17 protein-coding genes are annotated in these 17,894 nt (G+C 56.5%); 5 read left to right on the top strand and 12 right to left on the bottom strand.

Going from position 1 to position 17,894, the window contains the following annotated elements; all coding sequences use genetic code 11:
- Position 1 precedes the first annotated feature (1 nt).
- From HMPREF9371_RS09315 to glyQ, 10 genes are all read right to left on the bottom strand, one after another.
- A complete protein-coding gene (locus HMPREF9371_RS09315; protein ID WP_009119832.1) occupies positions 2-811 on the bottom strand; it encodes a glycosyltransferase family 25 protein in 810 nt (269 codons plus the stop codon).
- Positions 812-816: 5 nt separating this feature from the next.
- Entirely contained in the window at positions 817-1,254 is a 438-nt protein-coding gene (locus HMPREF9371_RS09310; protein ID WP_009119831.1) for a DUF7832 domain-containing protein, read from the bottom strand.
- Between the two features lie 141 nt (positions 1,255-1,395).
- Positions 1,396-3,459: a glycine--tRNA ligase subunit beta gene (gene glyS, locus HMPREF9371_RS09305; protein ID WP_040660453.1), complete on the bottom strand. Its 2,064-nt coding sequence runs from the start codon at positions 3,457-3,459 to the stop codon at positions 1,396-1,398.
- 172 nt (positions 3,460-3,631) lie between these two features.
- Entirely contained in the window at positions 3,632-3,991 is a 360-nt protein-coding gene (locus HMPREF9371_RS12610; RefSeq protein WP_156787023.1) for a hypothetical protein, read from the bottom strand.
- Complete coding sequence (locus HMPREF9371_RS09300) at positions 3,972-5,306, bottom strand: AAA family ATPase (RefSeq protein WP_156787022.1); 1,335 nt, start codon at positions 5,304-5,306, stop codon at positions 3,972-3,974. The genes HMPREF9371_RS12610 and HMPREF9371_RS09300 overlap by 20 nt, the downstream gene beginning before the upstream one ends.
- Positions 5,307-5,515: 209 nt before the next feature.
- Complete coding sequence (locus HMPREF9371_RS09295) at positions 5,516-6,703, bottom strand: Wadjet anti-phage system protein JetD domain-containing protein (RefSeq protein ID WP_009119827.1); 1,188 nt, start codon at positions 6,701-6,703, stop codon at positions 5,516-5,518.
- Entirely contained in the window at positions 6,700-10,062 is a 3,363-nt protein-coding gene (locus tag HMPREF9371_RS09290) for an ATP-binding protein (protein ID WP_009119826.1), read from the bottom strand. Before HMPREF9371_RS09290 ends, HMPREF9371_RS09295 begins: the two co-directional genes overlap by 4 nt.
- Positions 10,059-10,748 (bottom strand): DUF4194 domain-containing protein, encoded by a 690-nt coding sequence (locus tag HMPREF9371_RS09285; protein WP_009119825.1) that lies wholly within the window; start codon positions 10,746-10,748, stop codon positions 10,059-10,061. The genes HMPREF9371_RS09290 and HMPREF9371_RS09285 overlap by 4 nt, the downstream gene beginning before the upstream one ends.
- A gap of 8 nt (positions 10,749-10,756) precedes the next feature.
- Positions 10,757-12,217, bottom strand: coding sequence for a DUF3375 domain-containing protein (locus tag HMPREF9371_RS09280; RefSeq protein WP_009119824.1), 1,461 nt, complete (start codon positions 12,215-12,217; stop codon positions 10,757-10,759).
- Between the two features lie 23 nt (positions 12,218-12,240).
- Positions 12,241-13,146: a glycine--tRNA ligase subunit alpha gene (gene glyQ, locus HMPREF9371_RS09275; protein ID WP_040661066.1), complete on the bottom strand. Its 906-nt coding sequence runs from the start codon at positions 13,144-13,146 to the stop codon at positions 12,241-12,243.
- Between the two features lie 137 nt (positions 13,147-13,283).
- On the opposite strand from glyQ, the gene HMPREF9371_RS09270 reads away from it, so the two are divergent.
- Positions 13,284-13,820 carry an OmpA family protein gene (locus HMPREF9371_RS09270; protein ID WP_009119822.1) on the top strand — a complete coding sequence of 179 codons (537 nt, stop codon included), beginning with the start codon at positions 13,284-13,286 and terminating at the stop codon, positions 13,818-13,820.
- A gap of 353 nt (positions 13,821-14,173) precedes the next feature.
- On the opposite strand, the gene trpB is transcribed toward HMPREF9371_RS09270, so the two are convergent.
- Both trpB and HMPREF9371_RS09260 read right to left on the bottom strand, forming a co-directional pair.
- On the bottom strand, positions 14,174-15,376 hold the full coding sequence (trpB, locus tag HMPREF9371_RS09265) for a tryptophan synthase subunit beta (protein ID WP_040660451.1): 1,203 nt from the start codon (positions 15,374-15,376) through the stop codon (positions 14,174-14,176).
- Positions 15,377-15,458: 82 nt separating this feature from the next.
- A complete protein-coding gene (locus HMPREF9371_RS09260; protein ID WP_009119819.1) occupies positions 15,459-15,794 on the bottom strand; it encodes a YnfA family protein in 336 nt (111 codons plus the stop codon).
- A gap of 129 nt (positions 15,795-15,923) precedes the next feature.
- Between HMPREF9371_RS09260 and HMPREF9371_RS09255 the strand changes: the two genes are divergently transcribed.
- From HMPREF9371_RS09255 to HMPREF9371_RS09240, 4 genes are all read left to right on the top strand, one after another.
- The gene (locus HMPREF9371_RS09255) at positions 15,924-16,151 is read left to right on the top strand and encodes a YdcH family protein (RefSeq protein ID WP_009119818.1); all 228 of its coding nucleotides are present in this window, start codon (positions 15,924-15,926) and stop codon (positions 16,149-16,151) included.
- Between the two features lie 247 nt (positions 16,152-16,398).
- Entirely contained in the window at positions 16,399-16,845 is a 447-nt protein-coding gene (gene aroQ / locus HMPREF9371_RS09250) for a type II 3-dehydroquinate dehydratase (RefSeq protein ID WP_009119816.1), read from the top strand.
- A gap of 41 nt (positions 16,846-16,886) precedes the next feature.
- Complete coding sequence (gene accB / locus HMPREF9371_RS09245; RefSeq protein WP_009119815.1) at positions 16,887-17,351, top strand: acetyl-CoA carboxylase biotin carboxyl carrier protein; 465 nt, start codon at positions 16,887-16,889, stop codon at positions 17,349-17,351.
- A 12-nt stretch (positions 17,352-17,363) separates the two neighbouring features.
- Complete coding sequence (locus HMPREF9371_RS09240) at positions 17,364-17,831, top strand: hypothetical protein (RefSeq protein WP_009119814.1); 468 nt, start codon at positions 17,364-17,366, stop codon at positions 17,829-17,831.
- The last annotated feature ends 63 nt before the right edge of the window (positions 17,832-17,894 follow it).

Here is a 17,894-nt window from a genome sequence, read left to right as displayed (position 1 = left end):
ATTATTCGAACGGGATGGTTTGCAGGGGCAGGTTTCGGTAGCGGAAACGGTGCCATTTGCGGCGGAGGCGGCCGATTTCCCGCTGCAGTTTGTGACGGAGGGTGCGCTGGGCTTTCGGTTTAGGCTGTTTGGCCCGTTCTGCCTCCATTTGGCTGCCGAACTGCTGTTGGGTGGCGGGATGGAGGATGATGTCTTGGATGCAGAGGGCGGGCTGCATTTGGTAAACGGCCAGAGGGCGGCTGGAAACCAAATGGTCGAACAAAATGGCATCCACCGGGTCGACGTCTTGGGCGGGCAGGCGGCGCACATAGGCCAGCAGCCAGCGTGCCGCGGCTTGGGAAAGGATATAGGCGCCGGCGCCGTAGTGGAAGCTGCGCAGCCGCAGCAGGGCGCGGCCGGCATGCGGCGGTATGCGGCTGGCGCTGCAGCGGCAGGCTTGATAGACGGTTTCCAGGTGGACGGCAAAAGCCTGATGCTGCGGTTGCAGTGCGTGCAACCAGCCGGAGCGGGTCAAGAAAGCATCGGCTTGTTTGCCCAAGAAAATATCGTCTTCGAAAATGGCGATGTAGGGCAGGTCTTCATCGAGACACCGCTGCCACAGCGAAACATGGCTCATGAGGCAGGCCTGCTCGATCGGGCTGAGCAGGCTTGCCTGCACATTCGGCAGTAAGCGGGGGGCGACAGAGGTCAAATCGGCAGGCGTGAGGGCGTCGAAAAAGTGGAAGGGAATCTGCTGCCGCCCGAATTCTTGCCGGATGTGGCTGCGCCGTGTGTGGGCGTGGCTGAGGCTGATGACGTGGTTGTGCAACATATGGATCAGTCCGCCAAAGATTGCTGCCAACGCTCGAAGGCTACCTGAAAAGCGGCATTGAGTTTTGCCTGCTGGCTGCGGCTGTCTGGGGTGCGGTAGAAATCGCGGTTGTTTTCCAAGCCGAGGGTTTGGAAATAATCTTCGATGAATTTGCCGTAGCCCTCTTCTTCGTCGTAGTAGTAATAGAGGGTGAAGCGCTTGCCCAAATCGTTGAAGCAGGTTTCGTCCAAGCCGCCGCCCAGCTGTTTCAGCACGAAGTCTGTGCCGGAGAGGGTGCCGTTTTGCAGTTGGCTGAAGCCGGGCAGGGCGGCAGCGGCAGGGCTGTGCAGGTTTTGCGATGCCGCCCAGGCGTAGTAGTAGCCCATGTGGTGGGCGGCGTGGCTTTCAGGTAGCCCGGGGGGATAGTTTTCGTCGAGATGGAAGCTGATGTGGTCGTAATGCATGGGGATTCGGGTAGCCTGTGGGACGCTGGACGGAACGGCTGCCATTATATAGCGGATGGGCGGCGGCCGGGCCGATGGCGGAGCAGGCCACCTGAAAGCGGTTTCAGGTAGCCTGCCGGTGTGCTTGGGCGGTGTGCCGGTTTACTCACCCAGCTTGGCAATGTCCGCCACAGCATTCATCAAATCCGCCAGTTGTTTCAACAGATTCAGGCGGTTTTGTTTTACGGCGGCATCGTCGGCCATTACCATTACATTGTCGAAGAAGGCATCTACTTGCGGTTTCACCGAAGCCAAAGCGGATAAGGCCGTCTGAAAATCTTGGGCAGCCAAGGCGGCTTCGATTTTCGGCTGCAAATCTTTTGCAGCGGCAAACAGGGCTTGTTCTTCGTTTTGTTGCAGCAGGCTTTCGTTTACTGCGCCTAATTCGGTATCGGATTTTTTCAACAGGTTCTGTACGCGCTTGTTGGCGGCGGCAAGAGCGGCTGCTTCGGGCAGTTGTTTGAACGCGACCACAGCTTGCAGTTTGGCAGCCAAGTCGTTTAAACGGCTAGGTTTTTTGGCCAATACGGCTGCAACGATGTCTTGCGGGTAATCGTTTTGCAGCAACACGGCCAAACGTGCCTGCATGAAGTCGGCAACTTCGGCAACGGTGTTGTCGGCGAGTTTGCCTTGCGGGAAGCTGTTGTAGGCCGTCTGAAGCAGATCGTTGATGTCCAAATCGTGTTGCATCAACATGCGCAACACGCCAAGTGCGGAACGGCGCAGGGCATAGGGGTCTTTGTCGCCGGTGGGAATCAGGCCGATGCCCCAAATGCCGACCAGGGTTTCCAGTTTGTCGGCCAAGGCGACGGCGGTGGCAACCGGGCTTTCAGGTAGCTTGTCGCCGGCAAAGCGGGGTTGGTAATGCTGTTCGACGGCATCGGCAATTTCCGGGCTTTCGCCGTCAAGTCGGGCGTAGTATTTGCCCATGGTGCCTTGCAGCTCGGGAAATTCGCCGACCATTTCGGTAACGAGGTCGGCTTTGGCCAAGCGGGCTGCGCGTTCGGTAACGGCAACGTCAGCCCCCAATGCTTTGGCGATGTGGCCGCTGATGCTCATCAGGCGGCTGATGCGCTCGGCTTGGTTGCCCAGTTTGTTGTGGTACACCACGTTTTCCAGTTTGGGCAGGCGGCTTTCGAGCGTGGCTTTTTGGTCTTGTTTGTAGAAAAATTCGGCATCAGACAGGCGGGCTCGCAATACGCGTTCGTTGCCGTGGATGATGTGGCTCGGGTCTTCGGTTTGCAGGTTGGAAACGAGCAGGAAGCGGTTCATCAGCTTGCCGTTTTGATCGAGCAGCGGGAAGTATTTTTGGTTTTGCTGCATGGTGAGAATCAGGCATTCCTGCGGCACGGCGAGGAAGTGTTCTTCAAACTGCGCTTCCAATACCACCGGCCATTCCACCAGTGCGGTTACTTCGTCGAGCAGGGCTTCGTCGGCGGCGACCGTGGCATTCAGACGGCCTGCCTGTTCGTTTAAGGCCGTCTGAATGGCGGCTTTGCGTTCGGCAAACGAAGGAATCACTTTGCCTTCATGGCGCATTTTTTCGGCATAGCTGTCAGCATTTGGGAATACGATGTCGCCGCTGCTCAAGAAGCGGTGGCCGAGAGTGTGGCTGCGGCTGTCCAAACCCAATACCGAAGCCGGTACGGTGTCTGTGCCGTGCATGACCACCAAACCATGCACCGGACGCACAAAGGTATGTGTGCTGCTGCCCCAGCGCATCACTTTCGGAATCGGCAGCTTTTTCACGGCTTGCGCCAAAATGTCGCTGATCAAGGCCGCCAAAGGCTGGCCTTGTTGGGTAAATTCGTAGGCATACACATCTTGTTTGCCGTCGTTGTCGATTTTCAGACTGGCAATATTGGTTCCGCAAGAGCGGGCAAAGCCTTCCAACGCTTTGGTAGGCGCACCGTCTTTCATGCCGGCAGCCACGCTCGGGCCTTTTTTCACCACCAAGCGGTCGGCCTGTGCAGCTTTAACGTTTTTCACTTGTACGGCCAAGCGGCGGGGCGAGGCGTAAGCGGTATATTCGGCTGTGCCTTCGATGAATTGTTCTTTTTCCAAGCCTTCGACGATGGAAGCGGCAAGGCTGTTGCCCAAGTTGTTGAGGGCCTTGGGGGGTAGCTCTTCGGTGAGGAGTTCGATTAAGAGAGACGGGTTTGTCATGATTGAATTCACTTTATGTTAATTGTTGCTTGGATATCTAATCGGAAGCCGGTTTCATTATAAAATCTTCTTATTTGATCACGTCGGGAATATGGAAAATTAGGGTGCTTACGGTTGCAGGCATAGGCTTTTTTAGTGCGGAGTTGGGCCAATTCACTAGCATGGTATTGTTTTAAAAAACAATAGTATTTTTTAACTGATCAACAGCCTCTGAAGCCCATTTCTTTTGTTTTACTTTTAACTCAACTAAATACAAACTATCCGAAAATCTAAGCATCCCATCACATAGGCTTTGCTCATTCCCGGTGATGAAAATTTTAATCCGTTTATCAATTGCATAAAATTGAATTTCTATATTGTTTGGATTTTGTACAGTTGCTATCCATTTTTCAGAAAATCCAACATCAGAATATGCAGGCTTCTCTTTATTCTCATCACAATCATCATCACATAGGCCGAATCGTGGAGCGGTACGCACAGGCTCACCATTATTGGTAGATAAATCAAAGAAATCATATGCCACTGTATTCATCTTCAATTTCCAAGAGTTGGTCAATCAGCTCATTCCCTGCAATCAGTATCTGATTCAAGTTATTATCATCAGATGGAATGCCGTTAATTTCAGGTAATAAAGTGACCCTGCCGTCTTTTAATTGATACACCGACAAATCACCACTGTCCAGCCATGCCGTTTCAGGTACGATTTGATTAATTTTCTCCTTAATCTGTTTTTCTAAATCTTCAACTGTCAAAGCTTCTGACAATAACAACTGTTTATATTCAGATCGAGAGTCAACTGCATCTACTAAATGATTAGAAATTGTTTCTAAAGAATGATCAAAAGTTTGTTTTGCCGCAACGGCAATGCTTAGATAGTTCACAATATAAGGGCTGTGTGTCGTTATCACCAGTTGATTGTTTTTATTAATATTATTTAAATTCAATAATTCTTTTAAAATTTCCCATTGCGAGCCGGGAAATAAATTTTGCTCTGGTTCTTCTACGATATTAATAAAAGATTTCTTATTAAATCTTGCAGAAACAAGTGAAATTGCCATACGGCGTTGCTCTTCGGATAAGTCGGTATTCCCCAGAATTTGTTTCATTTCGTTGGCAAAATTTTCACGCTCTTTTTCAGACATCGGCATATTATTTCCTTTGGGATTTTGAACCGATTTTGCCAAATAATCCGACACCAGGAGTAACGGTACTGTCGATTGAAATCCGCTCGATCCATCACTTAATTGAATTTTGTATTCCTGTCCTTTTAAATTCAAGCGGTCATTTAAGCGGTCATATTCCAGACTGACTCCGCCAATAGGTAGGTTAAACGTTTGTTTAATTAATTTTTTGGCATTATTAAACTCTGTCAAAAACTCCTGCATACTTTCCGAAGAAATTTTCAATTCGCGCGCACTTTTCACGTAAGAAATAAAATTTCGTTCGGCAGGGATATACATAATCTGCGGTAAAACATATGCTTCCTGATGTGATTTTATTGTATTTTCAATCCGTAAGCGTCCGTCTTCATAAACAATGTGCTTTTCCAAACCCTCGTATTCAATATAACTGTTTGCATGCAGATAATGCTCCAAACGATGGTATTTCAAAAACTGATTAACAAACTTGCCTTTCCGATGAAAAAACTTCTCATCGTAGTCCCCGCGCACTAATGCTTTTTCAATCCACATAAAGGTAGATATCAGCTTTGCGACCGTGCTTTTCCCGGAACCTTGGTCACCGATAAAAACGGTTACCTTATCAATATCCAGCCAACCGACATTATCTGGATCTGTACTTTTAATCGCACCAAAATTTTTGATTTTAATACGGGGTTTAAAATTCATTTTCATCTTTTTGTATTCGCTTAATTACAATTTGAAGCACTTAAGTTATAGTCGTTCAATACAGAAGGATACCGTACCGCTGTGTACGGCTCGAAGAGAACGATTTTGCAAGTTGCTAAAGCGGCAACAAAGTGAGTTCCATACTGTCTTGTCTTCTGCTCACTACCTTATTTAGCTGTGTTTCTGAATGGGCATAAAAGCCCTGCATTCTACGCATTTTTCAGGCTGCCTGAAATCCACGCGGCCAATTCGCGAGCCAAGTCCTCGGCAGTCACATATTCCTGCTCCAAACGCAGCGGCGGGTCGCTACGGTGCAGCTGTTGCCACAGACGGCGCTCGGCTTTGTTGAGGGCCTCCGGTTCGGCCAGGCTGCCGCTGCTGGGGTCTGTGGTGCAGAAATTGCGGCCGTGGGCCAGTGCCGCTTCGTTCATCAACAAGGCGGTTATCGTGGGCAGGCGCTGGCGCGCCCGGCTCAAGATGCTCAGGCCGTGGCGGTCGATATCGCCCCAATAGGCCACCTGTTTGTCTGCCAGCCACGGCGCATCCAGCCAGGCGGTATTGCGCCCGCCGCCGGCCACGGCCACGGTGTCCGGCAGCTGCGGCAGACTCAGACAGGACTGCTCGTTTTCCACAATCAGCACCCGTACACCGGGCAGAGGGCGGCGGCGCAGCTGTTCGGTCGGCAGGCGCAGTACCTGCCAGCCGCCCAAGGCCGCCTGTGTGGCCGCATCCAAGGGGCGTACCAAGAGCCAGTCTTTGGGCGGTGCCTGACAGCCCAACCATGCGCCCAAACCTTGCGCGCTCACGGCTTCGCCGTAACAGGCGGCCAGCAGCGGCAGCAGCAGTGGCTCGTGCTGTTCGACAAATTTGCTGTGTGCGCCCGCCAAGGGCAAGGCGCGCAGATAAGCGCCCTGCCCCATGCCCGGCTGCAATTGCGGCCATACCCGCAGCAGCATGGCCAATTCGTGTTCAGGCAGCCTGTCCAATGCTTCCACCTGCGCGGTGACCGCATCGCGGCAGCCGGTGACTTCGGTCACGCGTGCAATCAGTGTCTGCCAGCGCGCCCATGTACCCTGTTCGCCTATCAGCGCCAGCAGGCTGTCGGCATCCGCCAGCACCAGCCGCTGCGGCAGGGCAATGCTGCCGAAATGCTGCAATTGCCGTGTTTCCCACACCACCTGTTGCGGCAAAACCTGCTTCCAGGCAGCCACAAAAGCCTGGCAATGCTGCGGGTTTTGCAACGCCTGTTTGCTGGTGGGCGGTTTCAAATTCACACTCAGGGGAAACGGACGTTCGCCGCGCAACAGTCTTTGCCGCTTGGCGGCGCTGCCCCACTCGCGCCGGTAGAGTTCGGCGGCCAGTGTTTCAGGCAGCACGCCCCAATGCGGCGCGCTCATGCACCCTCCCACTCAATGCCCAGAGTCTCTCCCTGTGCCAGCTGTCGGCGCAGATGTTCGGCCTGCTGGGCATCGATTTCCTCCCACGTCATCTCGCACAGACGGCTCTCGTGGCTGTCGGCGTCGCGCTCGGCAATCAGGAGGCTGCGCGCCGATTCGCGCGCCAAATTCAGGTTTTTAAACGGGGTAATCAGATTCACATGGATGTTCAGCTCTTTAAACACCCGCAACACGCGGCGGCTGACGGTCTCGGCAGTATTGGAAAAGGCTTCGTCCAGAAACACGGTGCGGTACACCGTGCTGTCGTGGTCGTCGGGGGTGAGCACATAGGCGAGGCTGGCGGCCACCACCATGCCGGCAAAAGCTTCTTTTTCGCCGCCGGATTTGCCGCTGGAAGAATTGAGCACATCGCGCACGCGCTTGTCGCCGTGGTCGATTTCTTCGGCAAAAAACGCCAGCTGGTAGCGCGGGTCGAGCAGGCGCAGGCTCTCTAGGGTGTAGGCGCTGTCGCGGCTGCTGGCCTTGGCGAGGATGTCGATGACTTCCTTGAGCAGCATAAAGCGGTGTTCCGGGTCTTCGTCGTGGATGCCGCTGCCCAAGACCGCTTTGACTTTGTGTTCAAACAGCTGCACATGGGTGAATTTCTCGCGGCGGCTGCCCAGCTTGAGATAAGTGCCGGGGCGGAATTCGGTTTGCGCCAGCACGCGGTTGATTTTGGCGATGCGCTCGCGGATTTCGTCGTATTTGTTGTCCAAGCGGTTGCGCAAACGGGTGAGCGACTGGGTGGTGTGTTTGTTGAGCCGTTCGCGAAACTGCTCCACCAGTTTGGGCAGACCTTCGCGCTCCAGCAATTCCACATGTTCGATGGCATCGCCCAAGCCGTCCAAGCCGACACCCCATTCCGCCGTGAGCGGCTGCCATTTTTCCCGCCCTTTAAAGCTGCTGATGATATTGATGGCGCGGTTTTCTTCGCTTTTCTGCCGTTGCTGCGCCTGCACCACCTCGCGCTCCAGCGCCTGCTCGGCGGCCTGCTGCTGCGCCGCATCGGCCAGGCTGACGGTGCCGGTGCGTTCGGCCAGCTGCGCGGCCACCGTATCGTCCAAGTCTTGCTTGGCCACGGCGCGCAGGCTGCGGATGCGCTCTTCCGCATTTTCCTGTTCCTGCTCCAGCCTGCCCTGGCGGCGTCCCAGTTCGGCCAGCTGCTGCTGCACCGCTTTCAGGGCGGCCTGTGCCGCCTCCCACTGCCGTTTGGCTGCCTGCAAATCGCCGTCGGCGGCTTCCAATTGGCGCAAATCGGCCTGACATTGCTGCAAACGCGCCTGTTGGTGCGGCACATCGATGTCCTGCCAGCGGTAACGTTGCAGATTGTGCCAAGCCTGTTGCACCCGGCCGCTGCGGTTGAGCGCCTCACGCTCTCTGGCCACGGCCTGCTGCTGTTGTCGCACTTGCGCCTGCAAGACGCCCGCTTCTTCTTGCAGCTGCGCCAGTTGCAGGCGGTTGGAAAAACCCAGATACCAATGGCGGCGGTCGTCGATGCGGTTGTGGTCTTTTTTCTCGAAGCGGCCGTGTTCCCAATGCTGCAAACCCTCGCGGGTAATCGAAAACGGGGTTTTGTCCAGCTCGGCGGCGGACGCGACGGCGGTCAGGTCGCGCTTGGCCAGATGCTGTTGCAGCCAGTTGCGGTAGGGGTGCTCGCGCCAGAGCAGCTTAGCCATCAGCCCTTGCGGCGCAAACGCCGGGGCGGCGGCCTGCTGTGTGTGCGCCAGCTGCACGCGGATGTGTGCGCTAAGATGGCGGCTGTTGAGCCAGCGGGTGATGCGCGGGTAATCGTCTTCGGGCACCAGCAAGGTGGTACGCAACCCACCCAAGGCGCGCTCGATGGCACCGCGCCATTCATGCTCTTCCGGGCGCACATCCAGCATTTCGCCCACAAACACCGCCTCACCGTGCGCCAAACCCAGCGCCTGCTGCAATTCGTCGCGCCATTGCTGCTGGCGGGCAGGGATATTGGAATCGGGACGAGCTTCCACGGCGCGGATTTCTTCTTCCAGCGCCGCCAAGGTGCTTTGGGTTTGCCCCAATGCGGCGGCGGCCTGGCTGAAACGGTCTTGCTGTGCACCCACGGCCGCCTCTGCCTGTCCTGTTTGGCGCCGCGCTTCCTGCTGGTGGCTGCGGAACAGCGCCGCATCCAAATCCGCAGGCAGCCCCAACAGGCGGCAGTCCTGCTGATAATCGGCGGCCACGGCGGCCATATGCTCTTCCAATTGCCGTATGCGCGCGATTTCCTGTTTCAGCTCCTCAATGCGCGCGCCGCCGCAATCGTAAAATGTGCGATAGCGGCGTTTTTCGTCCTCCTCCGCATCCTGCTGCCGCTGCCGCAATACCCCGGTTTCCGCCAGCAGGGTTTTCAGGCCGTCCATCAAATCCACCAGACGCGCTTCCCACAAGCGGGTATGGGCGCGGGCGAAATACACCGCCAGACCGCTGCGCTGTGCCTGCAAAGCCGCAAGCGCTGCGCCGTAAGCACGCATGCGCTCCGCCATGGCGGGCAGCTCGTGCAGATGCTGCACTTGGGCACGCGCATCGCTCAATCGCGCGTAAATGCTTTCCAAATCGGCAAATTCGGCCACCAGACTGCGGGCATCGCTGCGGATGTCTGCCGGTTCCAATACCAGTTCGCGAATCAGCCGCGTGAGGTCGTCGATTTTCTTCAGCCCCAGCGCCCGCGACAGCAAGGCCGGGGCGTTGGGGTTGTAAAGATGCAGGAAACGGCGGTAGAGCTCTTGGTAATTGGCGAAATTGTCATCGCAGTCGTACACGTCCTGCTGGCCGCGCAGCCATTGCTTCAGGCCGCGCACATTGCCGCTGCCGAAGCGGTCGAGCACGGTTTTCAGGCTCAGATTGTGGCGCGCCACCACATACAGGCGTTTAACATCCGCCAGCGCATTGCCCGCCTGCGCGGTCCAAAACAGCGCCAGCAGTGTGGTTTCGCCGCCGTCTTCGGCACGGTACAGAGCGCGCAGGCCGGTAATCACCGCCTTTTCGCGCTTGCTTTTGGTGCGGGTGGCGCTGCCGTCGTGGTCGGAACCGAAGCTGCCGCGCATATAGGATATCAGCGAACGGTCGCTGCGGTCGCCCTGGGCGGCGGCCACATTAAACGCGGCCCTGCCCGCCGGCAACAGCAAGGCCATCAGGCCGTCGATAAACGTGGATTTGCCGCTGCCGTTGTCGCCGGTAATCAGCGTGCCGTCGGGATGAATGGTGCCCGTGTGCAGGCCGTGGAAAGAGCCCCAGTTGCACACCGACAATTCGGCCAGGCGGATGGGGCTGTAGCTCACGGATTCCGGTGCCGCTTTCATACGTTCTCCTCTGCCGCCGTACCGCCCAGCTGTGTCTGCAACAGGCGCCGGTATTCCGCCAGCAGGCGGTGCAAGGTTTCGGCATTGATCACATAGCGGATCAGCGGGGTGATTTCATAGCGCTCGTCTTCGCCGCGCACTGCCTGCAATAATTTGTGTTCCAGCATCTTGCCGATGCGCGCCAGCAGGCGTTTTTTGTCCAGCGCGGCATGGTCGGTGAGCGGCAGAAACGGCGACAGAGACGCACTGATGCGTTCCAAATCGATGATGATTTTCTGCTCGCCTGCGTTTTCGCGTTCCTGATAATGCTTGCGCAACACCAACAGCAACAAGGTGTCGTACAGGGTGAGCGTGCGGCGGTTAATCAGCGACACCGCGCCGCCTTCATCCGCCCCTTCTTCCCCATCGCCCGCCTCCGCCTCGGCAGCGGCTACAAAGACCACGCCTTGGCGATCGTCTAGGACCAAACGCAAAAACACATCGGCCAAATGCGCGCGTATGGGCGCCTGATAGCGGCACACGGTGTCAAACAGGCGCGCTTTTTCCGAGGCCAGAATCACTCCGTGACGCAACAGATACACCAAAGCCCGCCGCGCTTCGTCGCTCAGGGCGGACGGCGGCAGGTTGTCTGCCAGGACAGCTTCGGCCGGTGCGCTTGGGTGAGCAGAGTGGAAATCGGCATCCATGATGGTTTCTATAGGGACAGTGTGTCGATATTGTCGGGAAACAGCTTGGCGTTGAGCAATAAGACGGGCAGACGGGCACGGATGAGTTGGCCGTGGCGGTCCCGCACCCACAGGCTTTCCCGATCGGGCAGTTCGGCCGCGCCCACGGCACGGGCAACGCGGAAACGGGCCACCAGCTCTTCCACCCCCATGCGCAAAGGCGCATATTCCGCAATGCCCGCCAAGGTCAGAGGACCGTGCTGTTGCAGGATGTGCCGCATCTCGTGCGCCAATTGCTTCGTGCGTACGGTTTCCAAACTGGCCAAAACCGCACTGCCTGCCTGACGGCTGTTGGCGTGCTCTTGGGTATCCGCTGCCTGAAAATCATCGTCCGGATGCCTCAGGCGCAAGCGCTCGGGGGAAGCAAAATACAGTGCGCCGGTAGGCAAGGACAGGCCGGTGGCCGTATTCAAATCCACCCCATCTTCCAACAACTGCATGGCGCTTTGCTCCAGGCGGCCGATGAGCTGGCGGATGACCCCCTCTTCCTGCGCCGCACCGCTTTCGATATAGCTGCGCAATTCCTGCTCGGTACGGCGGCGGATACGGAACACACGCTCGCTCTCGGTGACCAGCGTGGGCACCAGGCGCTGCAAATCATGCTGCTGCTTGTGCGACAAATATTGCACCGCGCCGCTCTCCAGCACGGTGCGCAATTGCGCGCGAAACTCGGTGGCACGGTTGACATCGCCCAAAAGCTCGAAAAAGCCGTTAAACGCGCTGCCCGCCTCGGTTTGCGCCAGCAGGTCTTCCTGCGCCATCAGCTGCTGCAAAACTTCGCCGCGCGTGGCCTCATGACCCATCATCTGCACACGCAGGGTTTTGTCGAGACGGCGGATTTCGTCTTCAAAATAACGGAAGTCGCCGGTGAGCTGCATGGACAGCTGGTGGATTTCGCGGATGCGCTCGCGCTGCTGGTTTTCATCCAGGGCATCCCACAGCCCAGCCTTAACCCGGTCGATTTCGGCCTGGGTTTCCGCCTGCTTTTGTTGCAGCATGGCCAGGCGTGCGGGCTGGTCGCGGCTCACGGAAACGGCAAAATCGCGCACCGCATCCTGCACAATACGCAAATGTGAGGCGGTGGCGCCGGTGCTGCGCTCGTCCAAGCCGTGGGCAAAACGCAGGGCGGTTTCCATGGCGTCGGTCTTGCTCAGCAAACCGTCCATCTCGCGCAGCCAGCCGTTTTTAATCCACAGATTCAAATAACTCAGCGCCGCCGTTTCGGTCTGCCACACGCCCAAATCGCGGCTGCGCTCGATTTCGCTGTCCAGCAATACCCGCGCCCGGCTGTACGGCACTTCGCTGCTCTCGGCAAACAATTCGGCTACAAAGGCCAGGATATAGGGCGCATTGTCGGCACGCAGCAGACGCCAAGCGGCGCTTTCCTGAAACAGGCGCTTAAACTTGGCTTGCTGCGCGTGGAAGCTCATGGCCGTGCCCGCGTCGGTGTTTTTCAGGTAGCCTGATGCTTCATCAACGGAAAACCCAACTTCTCCCGGCTCTCCACAAACTTCTGCGCCACAATCCGGCTTAAGGTGCGGATGCGGCCGATATAGGTGGCGCGTTCGGTAACGGAAATGGCGCCGCGCGCATCGAGCAGGTTGAAGGTGTGGCCGGCTTTGAGCACCAGTTCGTAAGCGGGCAGGGCGAGTGAAGTGTCTTCTACTTCCAGCAGGCGTTTGGCTTGGGCTTCGTAGTCGTTAAATTGCTTCAACAGCCATTCGGCATCGGAATATTCAAAGTTGTAGGTGGATTGTTCCACTTCGTTTTGGTGGTACACGTCGCCGTAGGTAACGGTTTGGCCGTCGGGGGTTTTCGACCAGACCAAGTCATATACGTTTTCTACGCCTTGCAGATACATGGCCAGGCGTTCGATGCCGTAGGTGATTTCGCCCAAAACAGGCGTGCAGTCGATGCCGCCGACTTGTTGGAAATAGGTAAATTGGGTGACTTCCATGCCGTTGAGCCATACTTCCCAGCCCAAACCCCAAGCGCCGAGGGTGGGGTTTTCCCAGTCGTCTTCGACAAAGCGGATATCGTGAACTTGAGGGTCGATGCCCAGTTCGCGCAGTGAATCAAGGTATTGTTCCTGAATGTCGGCAGGGGCGGGTTTTAAGGCCACCTGAAATTGGTAATAGTGTTGCAGGCGGTTGGGGTTGTCGCCGTAGCGGCCGTCTTTGGGGCGGCGGCTGGGTTGGACATAAGCGGCATACCACGGCTCGGGGCCGAGTGCGCGCAGACAGGTGGCGGGATGGCTGGTGCCGGCGCCGACTTCCATGTCGAAAGGTTGGATGATGGTGCAGCCGCGTTCGGCCCAAAAGTTTTGCAATGTGAAGATAATTTGTTGGAAGGTGAGCATGGTGGGAAAACAATGAATTTGGGAAATAAATAAGGCCGGCATTTTACTTGGTTTGGGTGGGAAACAAAACCCACCGCCGGCCGGGCTTTTATGTTAAGATTCCGCCGTTTTTTTATGAGTAACAGAGGATTCGCAACATGGCTTCACAAGATGAAGAAGATAAAAAACTGCGCCGTCTGCTGACTTGGCTGGGTGTGTTGGTGGGCTTGGTGGTAGCCGGCGTGCTGACCTTGGCTTTGTGGGAGGCGCACAAAAATGGCGACTTGGGTTTCGGTCAGCCTGAGGCACAAGTGCCCAGCCGCGCCCAAGTGGAAAATGGCCAGGTGAACATGGTGCCGCAAACCGGCGATTATGCCTTGGTGGAAAACGGCATTGTGAAATTCTACTTCGCCACCGGCAGCAGCAATCTGGCACCGAATGCCGAAGAGGTACTGGCTGTTGTGGTGGACGGCGTGAAGCACGGCCGTCGTGCGGTGATTTCCGGCTATCATGACCACACCGGTAATGCCGAAGTGAACGCAGAAGTATCGAAAAACCGCGCCATTGCGGTACAAAACGCGTTGTTGGCTTTGGGCGTGCCGCAAGAAAGCATTGAGTTGCGCAAGCCTGAAGTGGCGCAAGGTAGCGGCAGCGATGCCGAAGCCCGCAGGGTAGAAGTGCTGTTGGTGGATTAAACCGATCGCTTACTGCTTCTTACAGACAAACCGCACAGCTGATTGAAATCGGCTGTGCGGTTTGTTTTGGTGGGTTGGAGCTGTGATGCTTTGTTTTCAGGTAGCCAGGCATCAGAGCCCTCTTATTTGGAAGCCTGAGACCTTTGCAAAACCCCTACCTGCGGCGCATTTCTGCGTTGTGTGCTGCTCGCTCGCTTGCCTATCTAGATGATATGTCTGTCCCACGGGGATTCCTGGCGTTCACACTCACTGCGCTGCTACGCCTTGAACTGCATCCACATCTGGAGGTTTTGCAAAGGTCTCAGCATATATTTTCAGGTAGCCCTTGTAGGCTACCTGAAATGCTGTTTCTTTTACAATTCAATTCCTTTTAGCTTTGCTACCGTGTTGATGTCTTTGTCGCCGCGGCCGGACAAATTCACCAAGATCACTTGGTCTTTGCCCATTTTCGGCGCTTCGGCCACCGCCCACGCCAACGCGTGGCTGCTTTCCAGCGCGGGGATGATGCCTTCGTATCGGCACAGCAAATCAAAGGCTTCCAGCGCGGCATCGTCGTTGGCGGCCTGGTATTCGACGCGGCCGAGATCGGCCAGGTGGCTGTGTTCGGGGCCGATGCCCGGGTAGTCCAAACCGGCGGAGACGGAATGGGTGCCGACTACTTGGCCGTGTTCGTCCTGCATCAGGTAGCTGCGGAAACCGTGCAAGACGCCGATCGGGGCGTTGCTGCTAATTGGTGCGGCGTGCTCGTCTGTCTCCACGCCTTTGCCGCCTGCTTCCACGCCGACCAGGCGCACGTTTTTTTCGTCGATATAGGGGAAGAACAAACCGATGGCATTGGAGCCGCCACCCACACAGGCCACGGCCACGTCGGGCTGGCGGCCGATGGCTTCCAGCATCTGCTCCTTGGCTTCGTTGCCGATCACGCATTGGAAGTCGCGCACCATTTCTGGGTAAGGTGCGGGGCCGGCGGCGGTGCCGATGATGTAGAAGGTGTCGTCCACTCGTGCCACCCACTCGCGCATGGCTTCGTTCATGGCGTCTTTCAAGGTGCGGCTGCCGCTGTCCACGCCCACTACGTTGGCGCCCAACAGCTTCATGCGGAATACATTCGGCGCTTGGCGTTGGATGTCGTCCGCGCCCATATAAACGTGGCACTCCATGCCGAAACGTGCGGCCACGGTGGCGCTGGCCACGCCGTGCTGGCCGGCGCCGGTTTCGGCAATCACGCGCTTTTTACCCATACGCTTGGCCAACAGGGCCTGACCGATGGTGTTGTTCACTTTATGCGCGCCGGTGTGGTTGAGGTCTTCCCGCTTGAGCCAGATTTGTGCGCCGCCGAGTTGTTCGCTCAAGCGTGCGGCATGGTAAACCGGGCTGGGGCGGCCGACGTAGTGTTTCAAATCGTGGCGGAAGGCGGCCCAAAATGCGGGATCGTTTTTGGCTTCTCGGTAGGCTTGGGCCAATTCTTGCAGGGCGGGAATCAGGGTTTCGGAAACATAAGCGCCGCCGTGTTCGCCGAAAAAGCCGCGCTCGTCGGGAAAAGAATAGTTTTGCATGGGATTCCAATGGGTAGAAATACGGAAAACGGCGTGGATTCTACCATGCCGCGTGGTCAATTCAGGTAGCTTGGTCATGCTATTAAACGGTTTTGCTTGCGCCCAACAGGATGACTGCTGCGCCGCACAGGCAGAGCGCCGCGCCCAAGTAGTCGCTCCATTGCGGCCGCACGCCTTCTACCAGCCACAGCCAAACCATGGCGCTGCCGATATAGACTCCGCCGTATGCCGCATAAGTACGTCCGGCTTCCGTGGGGTGCAGGCTCAGCAACCAGGCGAATAGGGCCAGACTCGCGGCGGCCGGCAGCAGTACCCAGGCGGGGAACTGCTTGTTCAGCCACAGATAGGGCAGCCAACAGCCGACGATTTCGGCCAGCGCAGTCAGCACAAACAGAAAAAAGGTTTGCAGAAGATTCATCACACTATGCTTTCAGGTAGCCTTAGGGCAGGGCGCATGATAGCAGGCCAACTCGTTTTTTTCAGGGCGGTGTGATAGTATCCCCACGTTATTCCTGTGTATTGAAACCAGACCTGAGAAAGGACCATCATGTTTCCCGAATATCGCGATTTGATCAGCGAACTGAAACAAACCGACAACCACTTCGCCCGCCTGTTTAACGAACACAACGAGCTGGACGACAAAATCACCGGCCTTGAAAACAACCCGGTAACCAGCGGTTTGGATGAAATCGAAGAATTGAAAAAGAAAAAACTGTTTTTGAAGGATCAGCTGTATGTAATTCTGCGTAAAGCGGATGCCGAGCGCCAGCAATAAGTACAATCAGGCTACCTGAAAGATTTTCAGGTAGCCTGAAACCTTTACACATTCCTACATTTTCGCTAAACTTCTGTTTAGAACGATTGCTCTTCAGTATTTTGATTGGCCATCCGCCGTTTGAGTGGGTGGTCGTTTTTAATTTTCAGCGAATTTCGGCGACAAAGCTGGACATTTCGCCGAAATTCGCTGAAAATCCCATTTTCCATTTTTGGCGCTGTCTTGCTTGGCGAGGCAGTTTTCCCTTATGAAGCCCACCCTGCTTGTTTTGCACGGTCCCAATCTGAACTTGTTGGGCCAGCGCGAACCGGAAATTTACGGCCGCACCACGCTGGCGGAAATCAACCAATCCCTACGGCAACGCGCGGAAGCTGCCGGTCTGGCTTTCGAGGCGTTGCAAAGCAATGCCGAACACATCTTAATCGAGCGTGTGCAGGCTGCTTTGGGTGACCGCACCGCTTTCATCATCATCAATCCCGCCGCTTTCACGCATACCAGTATCGCCCTGCGCGATGCCTTGGCCGCCGCCGGCAAACCTTTTATCGAAGTCCACTTGTCTAATGTGCATGCCCGCGAGCCCTTCCGCCACCACTCTTATTTGTCGGATTTGGCGCAAGGTGTGATTTGCGGCTTGGGCGTACACGGCTATCATGCCGCCGCCGACTTCGCCATCGAATATCTAAGCCGCCGCTAAATTGCGGCCGGCCCCTTATTTCCGAACAAAGGATCAACATCATGGATTTACGCAAACTGAAAAAACTGATCGACTTGGTGGAGGAGTCCGGCATTGCCGAAATCGAAGTGACCGAAGGTGAGGAGAAAGTGCGTATTACCCGCTCCTTGGCTGCGCCTCAAGCCGCTTATGCGCCGGCCGCGCCGGCGGTAACAGCCGCCGCTCCGCTTGCCGCCGCGCCCGCCGCCGTTACCGCGGCGCCTGTCGAGGCCGCTCCCGCCGCCCGTGATTTGGGTCATGCCCAAAAGTCCCCCATGGTGGGCACTTTCTACCGAGCTCCCGGCCCGAATGCGCCGGCTTTCGTGGAGGTCGGCCAAACCGTGAATGCCGGCGATACCCTGTGCATTATTGAGGCCATGAAATTGATGAACGAAATCGAAGCCGAAAAATCCGGCGTAGTAAAAGAAATTTTGGTGGAAAACGGCCAGCCGGTCGAATACGGCGAGCCCTTGTTCATTATCGAATAAAGGCTTGTGTCGATGAAACGTTGGCTGCTTGTGGCAAGCTGCCTGCTGACCGTACAGACGGCGGCGGCCATGGATGATCTCTATAACGTGATGGTGCAAATGCGCGACGGGCGCGTGGTTGTATCACCATGTGCCGACTTGACCGCCGCTTGGCCGGCAACATTTGGCCATGCCTCCGACGAAGCAACCGTACGGCAATACATCAAGCGTTACCCGCCCGTCTCCGGCGACAGCCCCCATGCCCGCTTCGTTGCACGGCTTCTCGGAGAACCGCAGTATGAGCAATCCGAAACCGACAATGCCGCCGCATCCGTCCGCGATCCCCATCCGACCAGCAGCTGGGGCGTCAAACAATTCGCCGTGCGTGAAATCATCCATCTGCAACCGGGCTCGTGCGCAGTCGGCGACGCCTTTGAGGAAATGCTCAAATCCCCCGAAGCCATGGAAGAGTTTCGCAACGTAATTGAATTGATTAGGTAAAGCCATAGCCTGTCGGCGCAAACGGTTGATGCCGAACCCGCATAAGGCTTTTCCCGTCCCGCT

Origin of the sequence: Neisseria shayeganii 871, from assembly GCF_000226875.1 — a bacterium.
GTDB lineage: Bacteria > Pseudomonadota > Gammaproteobacteria > Burkholderiales > Neisseriaceae > Eikenella > Eikenella shayeganii.
Note: the sequence above shows the minus strand (reverse complement) of the source record. Positions and strands in the feature narration are given on the sequence as shown.